This window comes from Xanthobacter variabilis (assembly GCF_043831965.2).
In the GTDB taxonomy this organism is placed as follows: Bacteria; Pseudomonadota; Alphaproteobacteria; order Rhizobiales; family Xanthobacteraceae; genus Xanthobacter.
Genome location: NZ_CM195533.1, coordinates 3692869 through 3710097, shown reverse-complemented (window position 1 = coordinate 3710097; position 17229 = coordinate 3692869). Strand labels below are relative to the sequence as shown.

Sequence of the window (17229 nt, the reverse complement as noted above, 5' to 3'; positions counted from 1 at the left end):
CCGGAGGGTCGAGGCTAAGGCCGAGGCTCTCCGGCGCCTGAACGTGTTTCATGACAGAGACCACTTTCTTCCCGCTGCCGGATGCTCTTGGGTTGGCGGCCGTGGCTGAGCTGTGCGGGGCACGGCTGGTCGTGCCCGAGGGTGTGGACGCTACCGAATGTGGCAGTCGTCTTATCCGTGGGCTCGCGACGCTCGAAACCGCTGGCCCGGATGATCTCGTGTTCTGCGATGCTCTTCAGTTCGCAGGCCAGATGGCGACGACACGAGCTGCCGCGTGCATCACATCGGAGCGCTTCGCCGAAAAGGCGCGGCCGGATCTGCCGTTGCTGTTGGCTCCGCGCCCGGCGGCGGCATTCCTAATCATCAGCCGCACTCTGTTTCCTGCGGCCCTGCGTCCTCTGCCGATTTTCGGCCAACGGGGCATCGCCCCTGGGGCGCTGGTCCACCCATCCGCGCGCCTCGAGGAGGGGGTAACGGTGGATCCCGGTGCTGTGCTGGGGCCGGATGTGGAGATTGGCGCCGGAAGCCTGATTTGCGCCGGTGCCGTGATCGGTCCGGGTGTGCGTATCGGGCGGGACAGTGCGATCGGTCCGAATGCAAGTGTCATCCACGCGCTGGTTGGCAACAACGTCATCATCCATGGCGGTGCGCGGATCGGTTCTGATGGCTTTGGTTACCAGCCGAGCCCGAAGGGCCATCAAAAGGTGCCGCAGTTGGGCCGCGTTGTGATCCAGGACAACGTTGAAATCGGTGCCAACTCGACTGTAGATCGCGGCGCGCTGTCGGACACGGTGATCGGCGAGGGGACCAAGATCGATAATCTGGTTCAGATCGCCCATAACGTGGTGATTGGGCGGCACTGCATTGTGGTTTCACAGACCGGCATCTCCGGCTCCACACGGCTGGGTGACTTTGTGATGCTTGGTGGGCAAGTGGGCGTGGTGGGCCACGTCACCATTGGTGATGGCGCGCAGATCGCGGCTTCCAGCAATGTGAAGGGGGACGTGCCGCCCGGAGTCCGGTGGGGCGGGTCGCCTGCTAAGCCGGTTCGGGAATGGTTCCGTGAGGTCACGACCCTTAAGCGGCTGGCCGCCCGCCGCACGACAGACGAGGACGGGGAAGGATCGAACGCATGAGCGAGATGCTGCCGCAGGATGCTGAGACGGCGGAGAAGGCGCTGGAAAGCGCCGATATTCAGCGCATTCTGGCCTGTCTTCCTCACCGCTACCCGTTTCTGATGGTGGACCGCGTGGAGCGTATCGATGCTGATCGCTCCTGCGTCGGCGTCAAGAACGTGTCCGCGAACGAGCCGCATTTCCAGGGGCATTTTCCGGGCAATCCAGTGATGCCGGGTGTGCTCATCATAGAGGGCATGGCGCAGACCGCGGGCGTGATCTGTGTGATGGGCAAGGAGAAGGGCGCGAAGCCTTCCCTGGTTTATTTCATGACCATCGATGAGGCCAAGTTCCGCCGCCCGGTGGTGCCGGGTGACGTGCTCGAATATCACATGACCCGCATCACCCGGCGACGCAACATGTGGTGGTATAAGGGTGAGGCGAAGGTGGGGGGCGAGCTGGTTGCCGAAGCCAAGGTCGGCGCCATGATCATGGAGAATTGAGCGTGCCCAAGATCGACCCCACAGCCCGCGTCGAAAATACGGCTGGGCTTGCAGATGATGTGGTCATCGGTCCGTATTGCATCGTGGGTCCGCATGTGGTGCTCGCAGAGGGGGTTCGCCTCCACTCGCATGTGAACATTCAGGGTGACACCACCATTGGTGCGCGCACGGAAGTCTACCCCTTCGCATCGCTCGGCACCGCGCCGCAGTCGGTGCATTACAAGGGGGAGCGCACGAAGCTCGTCATCGGTGCTGATTGTCTGCTGCGGGAGCATGCGACTGCGAACATCGGTACGGCCGGCGGCGCCGGCGTTACGCGGATCGGCGACCAGGTCATGATGATGACAGGTTCGCACGTTGGCCACGACTGCACGGTGGGCAACAACGTGATCTTCGCGAATAATGCGGTGCTTGGTGGGCATGTCAGCGTCGGCGAGTTCACGTTCCTGGGCGGGCAATGCGCGGTGCACCAGTTCACGCGCATTGGCGCCCAGTGCATGATTTCGGGCCTGACGGGCGTGCGCGAGGATGTGATCCCCTTTGCCAATGTTCTGGGTCAGGCTGGCAAGCTTGTGGGGTTGAACGTTGTCGGCATGCGGCGCCGCGGTTTCTCCAAGACGCAGCTGCACGAGGCACGTGCCGTCTATCGTGAGCTGTTCTTTGGCGCTGGCACTTTTGACGAGCGCCTGGAGCGCCTGCGGGAAAAGGTGGAAGGCTCCATCTTCGCGGCTCAGGTCGTCGCGTTCATCGACGCGGATCGCAAGCGCGCCCTGTGCCATCCCTCGCGGGGTGTGAGCGGGGAGGCGTGAGCCTTGGCAACGTCGCCGTTGCAGACGGGTGAAGGCGGCACGGGCGGCGCCATTGGGCGTGGCGCTGCGCCGATTGGGATCGTCGCCGGCAGCGGCGCGTTTCCGGCAGCGGTGGCTGAGGCCGTAAAGGCGCAGGGACGGGACGTGGTGCTGTTCCTCATCCGGGGTTTCGCCGATCCGGCGCTGGAGCGTTTTGAACATCGCTGGTTCCGCCTCGGCTCGCTGGGGAGCGTGTCTGCGCTGGCCCGCGCGCGCGGCATCCGCGAGGTGGTGATGGTGGGCGGGCTGACGCGTCCGCGGGTGCGGGATCTTGGTCTGGACTGGACCATGGTTCGCCTTCTGCCACGCATCGCGCGCCTCTTTCGCGGGGGAGACAATCACCTGCTCTCCGGTGTGCTGGGCTTGGTGGCGGAACAGGGCTTCACCCTGCGCGGCGCCCATGAGGTGGCGCCCAATCTGCTGCTTCCGGAAGGTGTTCTGGGCGCCCATGTGCCCTCCGACCAGGCGCGGCAGGACATCACGCGCGGTCTGAAGCTGATTCATGCCCTGGGGCCGTTCGATGTGGGGCAGGGGGTGATTGTGGTCGACGGACTGGTCGCGACAGTGGAGGCCGCCGAAGGCACGGACCAGATGCTGGCGCGCTATGGCGAGCTGCGGCGCAGCGGGCGCCTGCGCTTCCCTGCGGGGCGGGGTGTCCTGGTGAAGGCACCAAAGCCCGGGCAGGATCGGCGCGTGGATCTGCCGTCGCTCGGGCCGGCGACCGTGGCGCGCGCGGCCGAAGCCGGGCTCGCCGGAATTGCCTTTGAGGCGGGGGGCGCCATGGTGCCGGATACGCAGGCGCTGGTGGCCGCGGCGGAAAGCGCGGGCCTGTTCGTGGTGGGCGTGAAGGATCCGCTGTCGTGAGCCTGCGCGCGTTCATGGTGGCCGGCGAGGAATCGGGAGATCAGCTCGGCGGCGCTCTCATGCAGACGCTGAGTGCGGCCGCGCCGGAAGGCATCGCCTTTCGCGGCGTCGGGGGCTCGCGCATGGCGCGGGCGGGGCTCGCAAGCCTGTTCCCGATGGAGGATCTCACCGCAATCGGCATCAGCGCGGTTCTGGCCAAGCTGCCCACCATCCTGCGGCGGCTGAAGGAAACGGTGGATGCCGTCCTTGCCGATCCGCCGGACGTGCTGGTGCTGATCGACGCGCCGGATTTCACCCATCGGGTGGCGGCGCGGGTGCGGGCAGCGAACCCGCGCATTCCCATCGTCAAATATGTGTCGCCCACAGTCTGGGTGTGGCGCGAGGGGCGCGCCCGGGCCATGCGCCCCTATGTGGACGCGCTGCTGGCGCTGCTGCCGTTTGAGCCGGATGTGCATCGCAGGCTCGGCGGTCCGCCCACTTTCTATGTGGGCCATCCGCTGCTGGAGCGGCTGCACGAACTGCGCCCGGATCCGCAGGAGGCTGCACGGCGGAGTGCCTCGCCGGCGCGCGTGCTGGTGCTTCCGGGCAGCCGCCGGCGCGAAATCGTGCGCCTGGGCCGCGACTTCGGCGCGGCCCTCGGCCGGGTAGCTGCCGAACGGGAGCTTGAGCTGCTGCTGCCGACGCTGCCGCATCTGAAGGATCTTGTGGCGGAAACGATTTCCGGTTGGCCCGTCCAGCCCCGCATCATTCTCGACGAGGCGGAGAAATACGCCGCCTTTCGCACCGCGCGTGCCGCGCTTGCGGCATCGGGCACCGTGACGCTGGAACTGGCCCTTGCCGGTATCCCGGAGGTTGCGGCCTATCGCATGGGGTGGCTGGAGGCGCAGATTGCCCGGCGGGTGCTGAAGGGCACCACCGTCATCCTTCCCAATCTGGTGCTGGGCCAGAATGTCGTGCCGGAATTCCTGCAGGAGTTTTGCACCGTTCCGGCTTTGACCAAGGCCCTGAGCGAGGCCATTGACGACGGGCCGGCGCGGCGGCGCCAGGAAGAGGCCTTCGCTCGCCTGGACGATATTTTCGGAATCACCGGGCCGAGCCCCAGCGCCCGCGCCGCAGACGTGGTGTTGCGCCTGGCGCGCAGCGGCCGTACGGCAGCCTTGCCTGCCGCGTGATGGCGCGCTGAGGCGAAGGTCCGCGCGCCGTCTGGCGCACGCCCTTCGTGGCCCTGTCTGAGACACGGGCGCTCCACTCCGTAACGCAAGGGTGAGCGGGCGCGGCCAAATCCCGCCGTCTCTCTCAGAAAGAGGCCTTTGCGGAGCCACCAACGGTCGCCCGAGCCCCCGCCTTCACGCCCTGACGTGCTCCCCATTTTTTGCTGGTCATTAGCCCGGCAAGGCTGGGCGCGGGCTCTCACGGGACAGGCTGGCGAGCACCGACCGTGATCGGCCGCGGACGCGCGTAGGGGCGTGAGGGTTGTCGTCGATCGGCCAAGCCTTGTTGATCCTCCGCGCCTCGGCCAGCGAGGAGAAGGCGGGTTGATTGAGGCTCTCGTCGTGCGGGCGGCCGTTGAGGTCTTCCACGACGGCATTCTGGATCAGCTTTGCCTGACGTGATGTCGTGCCAATCTCTGGCAGTCTCCGCGCAGAAGCTCTGCATGGCCCGGCTGACCAGCTGAGTGCCGCTCTCGGGCGCGATCGTGCAAGCGCGTTCGTGTCGGGCCATCCGTCTGCACGCCGGCGCACCACGCGGGTGAAAGCGTCGCCGATGCGCAGCACCCGGAAGCCACCCCCCATCGTTCAGGTCATCGGATGCGAGGTCGAGCCTCCAGCGCTGGTTCGCGCCCTCAGGGACGGCTGCCGGCGCTCTCGTGCCGAGCGCCGGCCTGTATCGCAGCGCCCGCAGTGCCGGCGCGCCGGCGCGCCGCCGCAGCGTCCGGGCGCTCCTGCGATGCTTTCGATGGGAAGTGCCTCTCGACGCCTGTCAGTCCTGGCGCTGGGCCGAAGTCGGCTGTCCGTGAGGCACGGGAGGACCGGCGACGCGCATGGCTGGCGGCCGGGCTGCGGGGCGCGAAAAGGGGGCCAGATCCACAGAGTGGTGCGGGCCCTCGCTTGCGTGGGGGCGGGGGGAGGGCGGCCGGGGTGCCTGGGTTGTCGCGCCGGGCGGGCGAAAAAAAACGGGGCGAAGCCGGTCTGGCTTCGCCCCGTTCTGATGTTTCACCGCAAGCACGCTCCGAGGGAACGTACCGGGCCTCCCGCGCTCACTTGCGCTGGGACATGGCGACGTAGTCGCGGCGGGCGGCGCCGGTGTAGAGCTGACGGGGACGGCCGATGCGCTGGCTCGGATCCTCGATCATTTCCTTCCACTGGCCGATCCAGCCCACGGTGCGGGCGAGAGCGAACAGCACGGTGAACATGGTGGTGGGGAAGCCCATCGCCTTCAGGGTGATGCCCGAATAGAAGTCGATGTTCGGATAGAGCTTCTTCTCGATGAAGTACTCGTCGTGCAGCGCAATGCGCTCCAGTTCCACGGCCACGTCCAGCAGCGGATCGTCCTTGATGCCGAGCTCGCTCAGCACTTCGTGACAGGTCTTCTGCATGATCTTGGCGCGCGGATCGTAGTTCTTGTAGACCCGGTGGCCGAAGCCCATGAGGCGGAAGGGGTCGTTCTTGTCCTTCGCGCGGGCGACATACTCGGGGATACGATCGACGGAGCCGATCTCGGCGAGCATCTTGAGGGCCGCTTCGTTGGCGCCACCGTGGGCGGGTCCCCACAGGCAGGCGATGCCGGCGGCGATGCAGGCGAAGGGATTGGCGCCGGAGGAGCCGGCAAGACGCACGGTGGAGGTGGAAGCGTTCTGCTCATGATCTGCATGGAGGATGAAAATCCGGTCCATGGCGCGAGCGAGAATGGGGTTCACCTTGTAGTCTTCGCAGGGAACCGCGAAGCACATGTGCAGGAAGTTGGACGTATAATCCAATTCATTCTTGGGATAAACGAAGGGCTGGCCAATAGAATACTTGTAGGCCATAGCCGCCAGCGTCGGGATCTTCGCGATCATGCGGATCGACGCGATGAGGCGCTGGTTCGGGTCAGAAATGTCGGTCGAGTCGTGATAGAAGGCCGACAGGGCGCCGACACAGGCCACCATGATGGCCATGGGGTGGGCGTCGCGGCGGAAACCGTTGAAGAAACGGGTCATCTGGTCGTGAACCATCGTGTGATGGGTCACGGAACGGTCGAACTCCGCCTTCTGGGCAGCGGTCGGCAGTTCGCCGTAAAGCAGCAGATAGCAGGTTTCAAGGAAGTCGCCGCCTTCGGCGACCTGCTCGATGGGGTAGCCGCGATAGAGCAGCACACCTTCATCGCCGTCGATATAGGTAATCTTGCTTTCGCACGAGGCCGTCGAGGTAAAGCCGGGGTCGTAGGTGAACATCCCGGTCTGGCCGTAGAGCTTCGAGATGTCGACTACGTCAGGCCCGATAGTTCCCCCGCGGATCGGCAGATCCCAGCTCTTTTCGCCCAAGCTGAACTTGGCGGCTTTGGCCCCGGAGTTGTTGGTGGCGTCCATGGATCCCTCATCCTTTGGGCGGACTGGGCGGCTTCGCGAATGCGAACCCGCCGCAGCGCAGTCCTAAACCCTCCCCAATCCTGCCGCAAGCATGACCATGCTTCATCGCGAGGCAGGGGAGCGGGACAAAGCGGCGGCAAGGTCTTCCGGGGTGTTCACGTTGAAGAACGGGTCGCCGTCCACCGCATCCCAGCTTTCTGTTACGGCGCCAAGGCTGGACAGGAGAAGCCCGACTTTCCGCTGTCCCGCAGCGAGAGCTGCCGCAAGCGGCGCGCGCGCGGCCTGCGGCCACAAGGCGATGACATGATGCACCTGCCCGCCTGAACCGGCGCAGACCACCCCTGCAGTCTGTGCATACCGATGTATGAGTCGGGAGACGAGGTCATGCGGAAGGAAGGGGGTATCGGCGGCCACGGTCAGCAGACTCGTGCCGGGCGATTCCCGCGCCACCCAGTCGAGCCCCGCCAGCACCCCCGCCAGGGGGCCCGGCCGATCGGCCACCGTGTCGGCAATGATGGGCAGGCCGAAGGCGGCGAACAGCTCCGGCGGGTCGTTGGCATTGATGGCGAGGCGCGAGACCTGAGGCGCCACGCGCGCGATGACGTGGGCAATCAGCGGCTGGCCGGCCAGGGGCACGAGGGGCTTCGGCAACGCCGCCGCGGGTGCTGCGCCCGCCGCCATGCGGCGCCCAAAGCCGCCAGCGAGGATCAGTCCGAAGGGGAGGGGATCTTGAGCCACCATGTCGCTCCCGTGCGATCGCGTCCGTTTGAGCCTGCCGAATGCGCAAACGCCCGGCGGTGAGGCCGGGCGCTTCGCATGAGACGGGGGGCGGGACAGCCCTTGAGATGGCCCGCCGCGGAAACCGGAGGCTCAGTCCACCAGCGCCGTCGGGTGGTTGGAGCTCACGCGGCGGGGCAGCACCGCCGAAATCTTCGCCGCCAGCGCCCGCCAGGGGGCGAAGTCGTTCAGGCGCGAGGTTTCGAACCAGCCGATCAGTGCGGCCGCCATGAAGGGCAGGCTCTGCACCATCAAGGCGATTCCATAGAGATTGATCTCGCGGATATGCCGCCAGTCGTTCTTGGTCAGCGCCACGCCGGGCAGGTTGTTCAGGATGATGAGCACGATGCCAGCCGCCAGCAGCAGCCCGCCGAGAGTCGCCTCCGGCAGGGCCGGGAAGTGGCGCGCCGCGCCCGCCAGCCAGTTCTTGCCCTTGGCCGTGCGGGCGAAGGCGAGATCCTTGTAGCGGAAGCCGTCCAGCACCGCCTTGGCCACCGTGTACTGCACCGCGCTCGCCGCCACCGCCGCGCCCAGCATGCGCAGGGGCGTGGTTTCCACCCGCAGCCGGTACAGGCTGACGAAGTGCATCAGATAGACCAGGAAGGTCATCAGGATGGGCAGGGTGAGCACATAGGCCGGCACCGACACGCCGAACAGCAGCACGAAGGGCACGAAGGCGAGGGACGCCAGCGCCATGGCCGCGCCGACCGATTCCGAGCCGAGCCAGGAGATCCAGCCCAGCACGAAGTGGCGCTTCTGGGCAGTGGTCAGGCGCGAGCGGCCGGGCAGGAAGCGCCGCCAATGCTTCTTGATGATCTGGAAGCCGCCATAGGCCCAGCGGTGACGCTGCTTCTTGAAGGCTTCGAAATTGTCGGGCAGCAGGCCGTAACCGTAACGCTTGCGGGTGTAATGGGTCTTCCAGCCGTTCTCGGCGATGGTGAGGCCGAGATCGGTATCCTCGCAGATGGTGTCCGAGGACCAGTTGCCCGCCTCCACCATGGCCGCGCGGCGGATGAGGCACATGGTGCCGTGCACCACGATGGCGTCATCCTCATTGCGCTGGACCATGCCGATGTCGAAGAAGCCGGCATATTCGGCATTCATCGCTTCGTGCAGGGGGCTGAGGCCGGCGTCGCGATGGTCCTGCGGCGCCTGCACGAGACCCACGGTGGGGTCCTCGAACACGGGCACCAGGTCCTTCAGCCAGTCGGGCGTCACCACATAGTCGGCGTCGATGATGCCGATGATCTCGGCGTCGGGCGCGGTGTGCTCCAGCGCGATGCGCAGGGCGCCGGCCTTGAAGCCCGCCACCTTCTCCGCATTGATGAACTTGAAGCGGTCACCCAGCTTGGCGCAGTGCTCGCGCACCGGCTCCACCATCGCCGGATCGGGCGTGTTGTTGATGATGATGATGGCTTCGAAGTTCGGATATTCCAGCTTCGCCAGAGCGTCGATGGTCTCCTTCAGCATCTCCGGCGGCTCGCGATAGGCGGGCACGTGGATGGAGACCTTCGGGAAGCGCGAGGGGGTGCCGGGCTTCAGCGATTCCACCAGCCGGTGGGGGCCGTTGCCGAAGGCGATGGCGGCCATCTCCTCCACCCGGTAGAGCAGCACGAACACCAGGGGCACCAGCATGACCACGCTGAGCGCCAGGGTGATGTAGTCGCCGCCGGTGACGTAGTGGTTCATCCAGTAGTCGACTACGGTCGCCAGCCACGCGGCCACGCCATTGGCGGCGCCGGCCAGCACCAGGCCCTGGGACATGGTGAGGTCGCGCATGCGCAGCAGCGGCAGGGTAAACAGCACGCCCAGCAGCAGCGCCAGCACGGCGGTCTGGGTGTAGGTGTGCTCGACGATGGGGCCGGTGAGGGGGAACTTCAGGTTCCGGTCGGCGTCGAACACGCCCCAGTACTGGCCCACGGAGCCTTCGTTCTGCTTCTTGGGCAGGTCGAACGCCTCAATGATGTTGTACTCGATGCCGAGTGCGTCGGCGCGGGCCACGAATTCGCGGATGATCTTGGCCTGCTCGATGGGGTCGGGCACGCTGGCGCCGCGGTTGAAGCCGTGGGAGGGCCAGCCGAACTCGCCGATGACGATGCGCTTGCCGGGATAGGCCGCGCGCAGGCGATTGTAGGCATTGATGGTGTAGTCCACCACCTTGTCCGCCGGCACGTCCTCCCAATAGGGCAGGATGTGGGCGAGGATGAAGTCGGCCGAGGCGGCCACTTCCGGATGGTCGAGCCAGGTGTTCCAGATTTCGCCGGTGGTCACCGGCACGTTCACCTGCCGCTTCACCTGGCGGATGAGCTCGGCGAGCTCGGTGTCGTCCATGTCGCCGCGCAGCAGGGTTTCGTTGCCCACCACGACGGACTGGACGTTGCGATTCTTTTTCGCCACCTCGATCACGCCCGCGATCTCGCGGTCGTTGGCCTCCTTAGCCTTCTCGATGACGGCGCCGGTGTCCTTGTCCTTGTCGCGGTTCAGCCAGGCGCCGGCCATCACCTTGATTCCCTGCTCGCCGGCGATGGGAGCGATCAGCTCCTTGCCATTGGTCGAGGAATAGGTGCGCACGCCGCGCGTGTAGGGCGACACGACCTTCATGTCCGAGCGGACCTGGGCCGCATTGGTCGGCGCCTCGCCCTCAGGGCTCATGTCGCGGCTGAAGGGCGCGAACGACAGGCTCTGGAAGCGATCCGTGATGTTCGGAGCGCTAACCTCGGGACGCAGGGAAATCCACATCGCGGCGTGGATCGATGTCACAACCGCAATGACCGCCGCCGCAGCAGCAAGACCGGGACGCATGGCGATGCCCACCCAAATCTGGGAGATCTCGAACCGCGAACGCTGCCTAAGCCGCGAAGGGTTCTGGAAAACCAAAGGCTTGGGGCACCCTTTCGACCTGCCCCCAGGTCGGCACCGCAGTGGGGGGAAACCCCCACGCTGCAATGCGTCGAGACACTAACATGCTCAGCTTTGGAGATAAATCCTGATCGTGGCGGGTCTGGGACGCCGTTGCGTCAGCCCCATGACCCTGCCGTGACCTTATTGTTGGGCTGGAGCAGGGGCTGCGGCCGCCGGCGGAGCCGCGATGTAGTCGGGATTGATCCAGCACTGGTGCGTGCGGGCATCCACCCGCTCGCGGGCCTTGGGGTCGATCTTGCCCTGGCGCACCAGGCAGCGGAAGGCGAGCTTCAGGTGCTCGGTGGGGCAGCCGAAGCGCTCGTAGATCTCGAGGTGGCGGCGGGCCGTGTCGATGTCATCGTTCCACAGCAGTGCGGCAATGCGCCGCCCCGTCCAAACGCATTCGGGCAGGCCGGCGGTGCCGGGCAGCTTGGAGGCCTCGTTGAACTCCTCCACCGAGCGGCGTTGGGCCTCCTGGGCGGCCTTCTGCTCGGGGGTGAGCTGCGGTTCCTGAGCCGGCTTCTGCTCGGGGGGCTGGGACTGGGCCGCCGCCGGGGCGAGCCCCGCGCCGAGGCTGAACGCGAGGGCGAGGGCGCCCGCCAGGGCAGAAAACTTAGAGCGTTGCATGAGGGCCATGATCTTCAGAAGGAAGGCGCGGAGCGATCCGCGGCGACAAGTTAGGTGAAGGCGGTGATTTTGTCAGCATGACGGCGCAGCAGCTGGCAACCACCGTTTAGGTGGATCGTCTCCACGGATCGCTGCGCCGGGTGGCGGTGCAGGCTTCACACCGCCACCGTGAAGCTCTATTTGCCCAGTTTCTGGCGAACGGGGCCGCGGCCGAAGGGCGAATGGCGCGTCCCGTGTTGACGCCACTGGGAGTTCTTATGTCCCGATCCATGCGGCTGCCGCTTGCTCTCGCGCTCACCGTCGCCGTGCTGGTCTGCGGCCTTTGGGTCTGGCTGGGCCGGCCGGTAGCCATGCCGCCCTCGCCGCTGGCGGCTGGTGAAAAGCTGCCCTGCGTGTCCTATGCGCCGTTCCGCGACGGGCAGTCGCCCTTCCAGAAGGGCCTGGTGATCCCCGAGGCGCAGATCGACGAGGATTTCGCACAGCTCGCCAAGATTACCGGCTGTGTGCGCACCTATTCCATCGAGATGGGGCTCGACAAGGCGCCGGCCATCGCCCGCAAGCATGGGCTCACCATGCTGCTGGGCATCTGGCTTGGCCCCGATCCGGATCGCAACCGGGTGGAGCTCGATACCGGCGTGCGCCTTGCACAAAAAAATCCGGACGTGGTTAAGGGCGTGGTGGTTGGCAACGAGGTGCTGCTGCGCGGCGAAATGTCCGCCACCGACCTCGGTTCCACCCTGCGCTGGGTGAAGTCGCAGGTGGGCGACGTGCCGGTGACCTATGCCGATGTGTGGGAGTTCTGGGAGCGCAACAAAGGCCTCACCGAGAACGTGGATTTCGTCACCATCCACATCCTGCCCTATTGGGAGGACCTGCCCGTGTCCGCCGCCGAGGCGGGCCCCCATGTGGACCAGATCCGCCAGAAGATGGCGGAGGAGTTTCCCGGCAAGGAGATCCTGATCGGCGAGACCGGCTGGCCCAGTTCCGGGCGCATGCGCGAGGAGGCGCTGCCTTCGCCCTCCAACCAGGCGCAGGTGATGCACGATGTGGTCGCCCTGGCGAAGAAGCGCGGCTATCGGGTGAACGTCATCGAGGCGTTCGACCAGCCCTGGAAGCGCCGCAGCGAGGGCACGGTGGGCGGCCATTGGGGCCTGATCGACGCTTCCACCCGCACCCCGAAGTTCGAATGGGGCCAGCCAGTGGAGGATTTTCCCGGCTGGAAGATGCACATCGCCGTGGGGCTCGTTGTGGTGGCTGCCGCCTTCGGCGCCGCCTGGCGGGCCGGCCGTGATCGCGACGGGGGCGTGACGCCGGCGGAATGGGGCGCGGTGGCACTGGTGGCGCTGTTCGGCGGCGCCACCCTCGGGGCCGCGCTCTCGGCCTTGCCGCTGGAGAGCCTGGGCTTCGTCGGCTGGCTGCGCAACGGGCTGTTGCTGGCAGCGTCGGCAGCAGCCATGGTGGTGATGCCGGCCGTCATCGGTGGCGGGCGGGGGCTCGCCCCCTTCTCCATCGCCCTCGACGGCCGCATGCGGGCGCGCTGGGAGGGGCTGACGGTGGCCTCGGCCCTGATGCTGGTGCTGGGCGTGGTGGCGGTTGGCTCGGTGGCGTTCGAGCTGGTGTTCGATCCGCGCTACAAGGATTTCCCCGTGTTCCCGCTGACGGGCCTCGTCGCGGCGCTGTTCGCTCCGCTGCTGGTGCGGCGCGCGGAGCGCGAAGGCGCGGGGCTGGGGGAGACGGTGGCTGCCTGGGTAATGCTCATCGGCGGCATCTATGTGCCGCTCAATGAGGGACTTTCGAACTGGCAGGCGGCCTGGTTCGGCGCGCTCTGCCTGGTCATGGCCTTCACGCTGTGGCGGGTCCAGGCCGTGCAAAGGAAAGGATGAGCCCCATCGCCGCCAGGGCGCCGGCGACCTCGTTGTGGAACACCAGCGCGAACGCCGTGAACACCATGGTCATGGCGAACGCCGCGAGCGAGGGCGCGACCAGCTGCATCAGCGCGCCGATGAGGGCCAACCCGCCGAACACATTCCACAGCGAGAAGGTGAGCACTGCCGCGCGCCCATAGCAGCCCATGCTTTCCAGCCCCGCTTCGCAGGCCAGACCCACCAGCGCGGGTTCCACTACCATGTAGCGCATGTAGAGGGCCCAGCCCACCGCGCCCATGCCAAGGGGAATGAGCCAGTTCAGGCTCTTCGGGCCGGGGCGGAACAGGGGCCGTTCGGCATAGGGCAAATCGGGCATGGCGATGATCCGTCTCTTTCGTTCCGCGGCTGGCTTAGGAGGTGGCATTGCCGCCGTCCAGTGGCAAGAGCGAGGCGCTCTGTCGGTTCCCAAGGCGTAGGGGCGGGCATGACGCAGGGACGTCGCCGCGCGGCAGGGGCCGGTGCGAGGGCACTGCGGGAGCGGCCGGTTTCCGCGCGGCGGAAGGCGCGATAGCGGACAGCGCAGAGGGAGTAAGCATGATGAGGGAACGGACGCTGCTGGTGGTTGTGCTGGCTGCAGGTGAGGGCACGCGCATGGCCTCGCGTCTGCCGAAGGTGCTGCACAAGGTGGCGGGCCGCACCATGCTTCACCATGTGCTGGAGACGACGCGGGCCGCGGGCGCCACGGGCACGGCGGTGGTGGTGGGCCCTGACCGGGAGGATGTGGCGGCCGAGGCGCTGCGGGTGAGCCCCGATGCGCGCGTGTTCGTCCAGCGCGAGCGGCTCGGCACCGCCCATGCGGTTCTCGCCGCCCGCGCGGCGCTGGAGCAGGGCGCCGACGACATTCTCGTGCTTTATGCCGACACCCCGCTGATCCGGCCCGAGACGCTGGCCCGCCTGCGCGCCCCCCTGGCCGAAGGGGCGGCGGTGGCGGTGCTGGGCTTCCGCCCCGCCGATCCCACCGGCTACGGCCGGCTTTTGACCGAGGGCGACACGCTGCGCGCCATCCGCGAGGAGAAGGACGCCAGCGCCGCCGAAAAGGCGGTGGGCTTCTGCAATGCCGGCCTCATGGCCCTTTCGGGGGATGTGGCGCTGGGTCTGCTGGAGCGCATCGGCAACGCCAATGCGAAGGGCGAGTACTACCTGACCGACATGGTGGAGCTGGCCCGCGCGGATGGCCTGAAGGCGGTCGCCGCCGAGGCGGACGTGGAGGAGGTGGCCGGCGTCAACAGCCGCCTCCAGCTCGCCGAGGCCGAGGCGATCCTGCAAGGGCGCCTGCGCCGGGCCGCCATGGCGGCGGGCGCGACCCTGGTGGCGCCGGAGACGGTCTTTCTTTCCGCCGACACGCGGCTGGGCCGGGACGTGGTGGTGGAACCCCATGTGGTGTTCGGCCCCGACGTGACGGTGGGGGATGACGTGGTCATCCATTCCTTCAGCCATCTGGAGGGGGCCTCTGTGGCGGAGGGGGCCAGCATCGGCCCGTTCGCCCGCCTGCGTCCCGGGGCGCGCCTGGAAAGCGGCGTACGCATCGGCAATTTCGTGGAAATCAAGGCCTCCCACGTGGAACAGGGCGCCAAGATCAACCATCTCTCTTATGTGGGCGATGCCCATGTGGGCGCGCGCTCCAATCTCGGCGCCGGCACCATCACCTGCAATTATGACGGCTTCGGCAAGCACCGCACCGAGATCGGCGAGGGCGCCTTCATCGGCGTCAATTCGGCGCTGGTGGCTCCGGTGACCATCGGCAGGGGCGCCTTTGTGGGCACCGGCGCGGTGGTGACCGACAGCGTGCCCGAGGATGCCCTGGTGCTGGCCCGCAGCCGGCAGACGGTGAAGGAAGGCTGGGCCCGCGAGTTCCGCGCCCGCAAGGCCAGGGAATGAGCCGCGCCCCCAAGTCAGGGATCCGCGCAAGTCAGCTCCCTGCAAGTCAGCCCTCCTGCAAGTCAGCGAGACTTGCAGGCCACGTCCCCCGCTGAGGGCGGCCGCGCCGCGGCCGGCGCCCGCAGACAGGAACCGAAAGCGGAAGTGATTCTGGCCTTGCGGTGCAGCGGGGTAGGAATGAACCAGTCCCGCGGCGCACACCGATTCCCTGGCGGAAGCGGGGCGCGCGCAACGCAATGTGGAGCTTCAGTGCATGTGTGGCATCGTCGGCATCCTGGGTAAGAGCGCGGTCGCGGATCACCTGGTGGAGTCCCTGCGCCGCCTGGAGTACCGGGGCTACGATTCGGCCGGTGTCGCGACGCTGGAGAATGGCCATCTCGAGGTCTGCCGCGCCGAGGGCAAGCTGCGCCACCTCGAGCAGAAGCTGATGAAGCATCCGCTGCACGGCCATATCGGCATCGGGCACACGCGCTGGGCCACCCATGGCAAGCCCTCCGAGCGCAACGCCCACCCCCATGCCACCAAGCGGGTGGCGGTGGTGCACAACGGGATCATCGAGAACTTCCGCGAGCTCAAGCAGGATCTGACCGATCTGGGGGTGAGCTTCAAGAGTGACACCGACACCGAGGTGGTGGCCCAGCTGGTGGACCGCGAGCTGCTCGCCGGCCGCACGCCGGCAGCGGCGGTGGAAGCCGTGCTGCCGCGCCTCAAGGGCGCGTTCGCCCTCGCCTTCCTGTTCGACGGTGAAAACGACCTGCTGATCGCCGCCCGGCGCGGCTCGCCCCTCGCCATCGGCTATGGCAGCGGGGAAATGTTCCTGGGCTCCGATGCCATCGCGCTCGGCAGCTTCACCGATCGCATCACCTATCTGGAAGAGGGCGACTGGGCGGTGCTGACCCGCGAGGGCGCCACCATCCGGGACGAGAGCGGCGCGGTGGCGGCCCGCCCCGTGCAGAAGGTGCCGGCCGGCGCGCTGCTGGTGGACAAGGGCAACCATCGCCACTTCATGGCGAAGGAGATCTATGAGCAGCCGGAGGTGATGTCCCATGCCTTCGGCCATTATCTCGACCTTGCCGCCGAAAAGGTCGCGCTGCCGGAGCTGCCGTTCGACCTGAAGGATGTGCGGCACATCTCCATCACCGCCTGCGGCACCGCCCTCTATGCCGGCGCGGTGGCGGAATACTGGATCGAGCAGTTCGCCCGCATTCCCGTCTCCATCGATATCGCATCGGAATTCCGCTACCGGGAAACGCCGCTGGAGCCGGGCGGGGTGACCATCGTCATTTCCCAGTCGGGCGAGACGGCCGACACCCTGGCGTCCCTGCGCTATGCCAAGGCGTGCGGGCAGAAGGTGGTTGCGGTGGTGAACGTGGCCACCTCCACCATCGCCCGCGAGGCGGACATGGTGCTGCCCACCCTGGCGGGTCCGGAAATCGGCGTGGCCTCCACCAAGGCCTTCACCTGCCAGCTCGCCACGCTCGCCTGCCTCGCGGTGGCGCTGGGGCGGGCCTCGGGGCATGTGGCGGAGGATGACGAACGCCGGCTGGTGCGCGCCTTCATGGAGGTGCCGCGCCTGATGACCGAGGCGCTGAAGCTCGCCCCCGACATCGAGGTGCTGACCCGCACCCTCGCGCATGCGCAGGACGTGCTCTATCTCGGCCGCGGCCCGAACTATCCGCTGGCGCTGGAAGGGGCGCTGAAGCTGAAGGAGATTTCCTACATCCACGCCGAGGGCTACGCCGCCGGCGAGCTGAAGCACGGCCCCATCGCCCTCATCGACGAGAAGATGCCGGTGGTGGTGATCGCGCCCCATGACCGCATCTTCGAGAAGACCGTCTCCAACATGGAGGAGGTGGCGGCCCGCGGCGGCAGGATCATCCTCATCACCGATGCCAGGGGCGCGGAGATGGCCCATGGCGATGCCGTGCAGAAGCTGATCCTGCCGGAGATGCCGGCCGTGGTGTGCCCCATGGTCTATGTGCTGCCCGTGCAGCTCATCGCCTATCACACTGCTGTCATAATGGGCACCGACGTGGACCAGCCCCGAAATCTCGCCAAGTCCGTCACGGTCGAGTAGCCGGGCGATTGCCTACAATGCGTGCATATTGCGGTAAAGGTTGCTACTCTGGAGCAGCTTGAAGGGGGGCTTGCCGTCTATGGCGGTGCGCCTCTTTTGGCGTGCGCCATAGCTGGGCACGGTGGTTCAGTGCACCGGACGTCCTT

At 67.0% G+C, this 17229-nt stretch carries 13 protein-coding genes; 8 read left to right on the top strand and 5 right to left on the bottom strand.

Features of this window, described 5'->3' with window-relative positions; genetic code table 11:
- The first annotated feature begins 50 nt into the window (after positions 1-50).
- From lpxD to lpxB, 5 genes are read left to right on the top strand one after another with little or no spacing between them, the layout of a single operon-like run.
- Positions 51-1136 carry a UDP-3-O-(3-hydroxymyristoyl)glucosamine N-acyltransferase gene (lpxD, locus tag V5F26_RS16255; protein ID WP_394059499.1) on the top strand — a complete coding sequence of 362 codons (1086 nt, stop codon included), beginning with the start codon at positions 51-53 and terminating at the stop codon, positions 1134-1136.
- On the top strand, positions 1133-1618 hold the full coding sequence (gene fabZ / locus V5F26_RS16250; protein ID WP_234052238.1) for a 3-hydroxyacyl-ACP dehydratase FabZ: 486 nt from the start codon (positions 1133-1135) through the stop codon (positions 1616-1618). The genes lpxD and fabZ overlap by 4 nt, the downstream gene beginning before the upstream one ends.
- Before the next feature lie 2 nt (positions 1619-1620).
- The gene (gene lpxA, locus V5F26_RS16245; protein WP_394947393.1) at positions 1621-2427 is read left to right on the top strand and encodes an acyl-ACP--UDP-N-acetylglucosamine O-acyltransferase; all 807 of its coding nucleotides are present in this window, start codon (positions 1621-1623) and stop codon (positions 2425-2427) included.
- Positions 2428-2430: 3 nt separating this feature from the next.
- Positions 2431-3330, top strand: a complete 900-nt coding sequence (locus tag V5F26_RS16240) for an LpxI family protein (RefSeq protein WP_394947394.1) — start codon at positions 2431-2433, stop codon at positions 3328-3330.
- Between the two features lie 14 nt (positions 3331-3344).
- On the top strand, positions 3345-4502 hold the full coding sequence (lpxB, locus tag V5F26_RS16235; RefSeq protein WP_394059511.1) for a lipid-A-disaccharide synthase: 1158 nt from the start codon (positions 3345-3347) through the stop codon (positions 4500-4502).
- Between the two features lie 1085 nt (positions 4503-5587).
- Here lpxB and gltA read toward each other — a convergent pair.
- The 4 genes from gltA to V5F26_RS16215 all read right to left on the bottom strand — a co-directional run bounded on the left by gltA (position 5588) and on the right by V5F26_RS16215 (position 11203).
- On the bottom strand, positions 5588-6898 hold the full coding sequence (gene gltA, locus V5F26_RS16230) for a citrate synthase (protein ID WP_394059505.1): 1311 nt from the start codon (positions 6896-6898) through the stop codon (positions 5588-5590).
- Between the two features lie 102 nt (positions 6899-7000).
- On the bottom strand, positions 7001-7639 hold the full coding sequence (mobA, locus tag V5F26_RS16225; RefSeq protein ID WP_394947395.1) for a molybdenum cofactor guanylyltransferase MobA: 639 nt from the start codon (positions 7637-7639) through the stop codon (positions 7001-7003).
- A 129-nt stretch (positions 7640-7768) separates the two neighbouring features.
- Positions 7769-10477 carry a glycosyltransferase gene (locus V5F26_RS16220; RefSeq protein WP_509210520.1) on the bottom strand — a complete coding sequence of 903 codons (2709 nt, stop codon included), beginning with the start codon at positions 10475-10477 and terminating at the stop codon, positions 7769-7771.
- Between the two features lie 240 nt (positions 10478-10717).
- Positions 10718-11203: a hypothetical protein gene (locus V5F26_RS16215; protein ID WP_234052231.1), complete on the bottom strand. Its 486-nt coding sequence runs from the start codon at positions 11201-11203 to the stop codon at positions 10718-10720.
- 257 nt (positions 11204-11460) lie between these two features.
- Here V5F26_RS16215 and V5F26_RS16210 point away from each other — a divergent pair, with 257 nt between their 5' ends.
- Entirely contained in the window at positions 11461-13086 is a 1626-nt protein-coding gene (locus tag V5F26_RS16210) for a glycoside hydrolase family 17 protein (protein WP_234052230.1), read from the top strand.
- On the opposite strand, the gene V5F26_RS16205 is transcribed toward V5F26_RS16210, so the two are convergent.
- The gene (locus tag V5F26_RS16205) at positions 13046-13444 is read right to left on the bottom strand and encodes a hypothetical protein (protein WP_234052229.1); all 399 of its coding nucleotides are present in this window, start codon (positions 13442-13444) and stop codon (positions 13046-13048) included. The two genes, V5F26_RS16210 and V5F26_RS16205, sit on opposite strands and share 41 nt — an antisense overlap.
- Before the next feature lie 221 nt (positions 13445-13665).
- Here V5F26_RS16205 and glmU point away from each other — a divergent pair, with 221 nt between their 5' ends.
- Positions 13666-15006, top strand: a complete 1341-nt coding sequence (glmU, locus tag V5F26_RS16200) for a bifunctional UDP-N-acetylglucosamine diphosphorylase/glucosamine-1-phosphate N-acetyltransferase GlmU (RefSeq protein ID WP_509210560.1) — start codon at positions 13666-13668, stop codon at positions 15004-15006.
- Positions 15007-15259: 253 nt separating this feature from the next.
- Entirely contained in the window at positions 15260-17083 is a 1824-nt protein-coding gene (gene glmS / locus V5F26_RS16195; RefSeq protein WP_509210519.1) for a glutamine--fructose-6-phosphate transaminase (isomerizing), read from the top strand.
- Positions 17084-17229 lie beyond the last annotated feature (146 nt).

Excerpts from the sequence above, each read along its gene's own strand:
- lpxD (WP_394059499.1), top strand. The coding sequence starts at position 51 with ATGACAGAGACCACTTTCTTCCCGCTGCCGGATGCTCTTGGGTTGGCG.
- fabZ (WP_234052238.1), top strand. The coding sequence starts at position 1,133 with ATGAGCGAGATGCTGCCGCAGGATGCTGAGACGGCGGAGAAGGCGCTG.
- lpxB (WP_394059511.1), top strand. The coding sequence starts at position 3,345 with ATGGTGGCCGGCGAGGAATCGGGAGATCAGCTCGGCGGCGCTCTCATG.
- gltA (WP_394059505.1), bottom strand. The coding sequence starts at position 6,898 with ATGGACGCCACCAACAACTCCGGGGCCAAAGCCGCCAAGTTCAGCTTG.
- mobA (WP_394947395.1), bottom strand. The coding sequence starts at position 7,639 with ATGGTGGCTCAAGATCCCCTCCCCTTCGGACTGATCCTCGCTGGCGGC.
- V5F26_RS16220 (WP_509210520.1), bottom strand. The coding sequence starts at position 10,477 with ATGCGTCCCGGTCTTGCTGCTGCGGCGGCGGTCATTGCGGTTGTGACA.
- V5F26_RS16215 (WP_234052231.1), bottom strand. The coding sequence starts at position 11,203 with ATGCAACGCTCTAAGTTTTCTGCCCTGGCGGGCGCCCTCGCCCTCGCG.
- V5F26_RS16210 (WP_234052230.1), top strand. The coding sequence starts at position 11,461 with ATGTCCCGATCCATGCGGCTGCCGCTTGCTCTCGCGCTCACCGTCGCC.
- V5F26_RS16205 (WP_234052229.1), bottom strand. The coding sequence starts at position 13,444 with ATGCCCGATTTGCCCTATGCCGAACGGCCCCTGTTCCGCCCCGGCCCG.
- glmU (WP_509210560.1), top strand. The coding sequence starts at position 13,666 with ATGAGGGAACGGACGCTGCTGGTGGTTGTGCTGGCTGCAGGTGAGGGC.
- glmS (WP_509210519.1), top strand. The coding sequence starts at position 15,260 with ATGTGTGGCATCGTCGGCATCCTGGGTAAGAGCGCGGTCGCGGATCAC.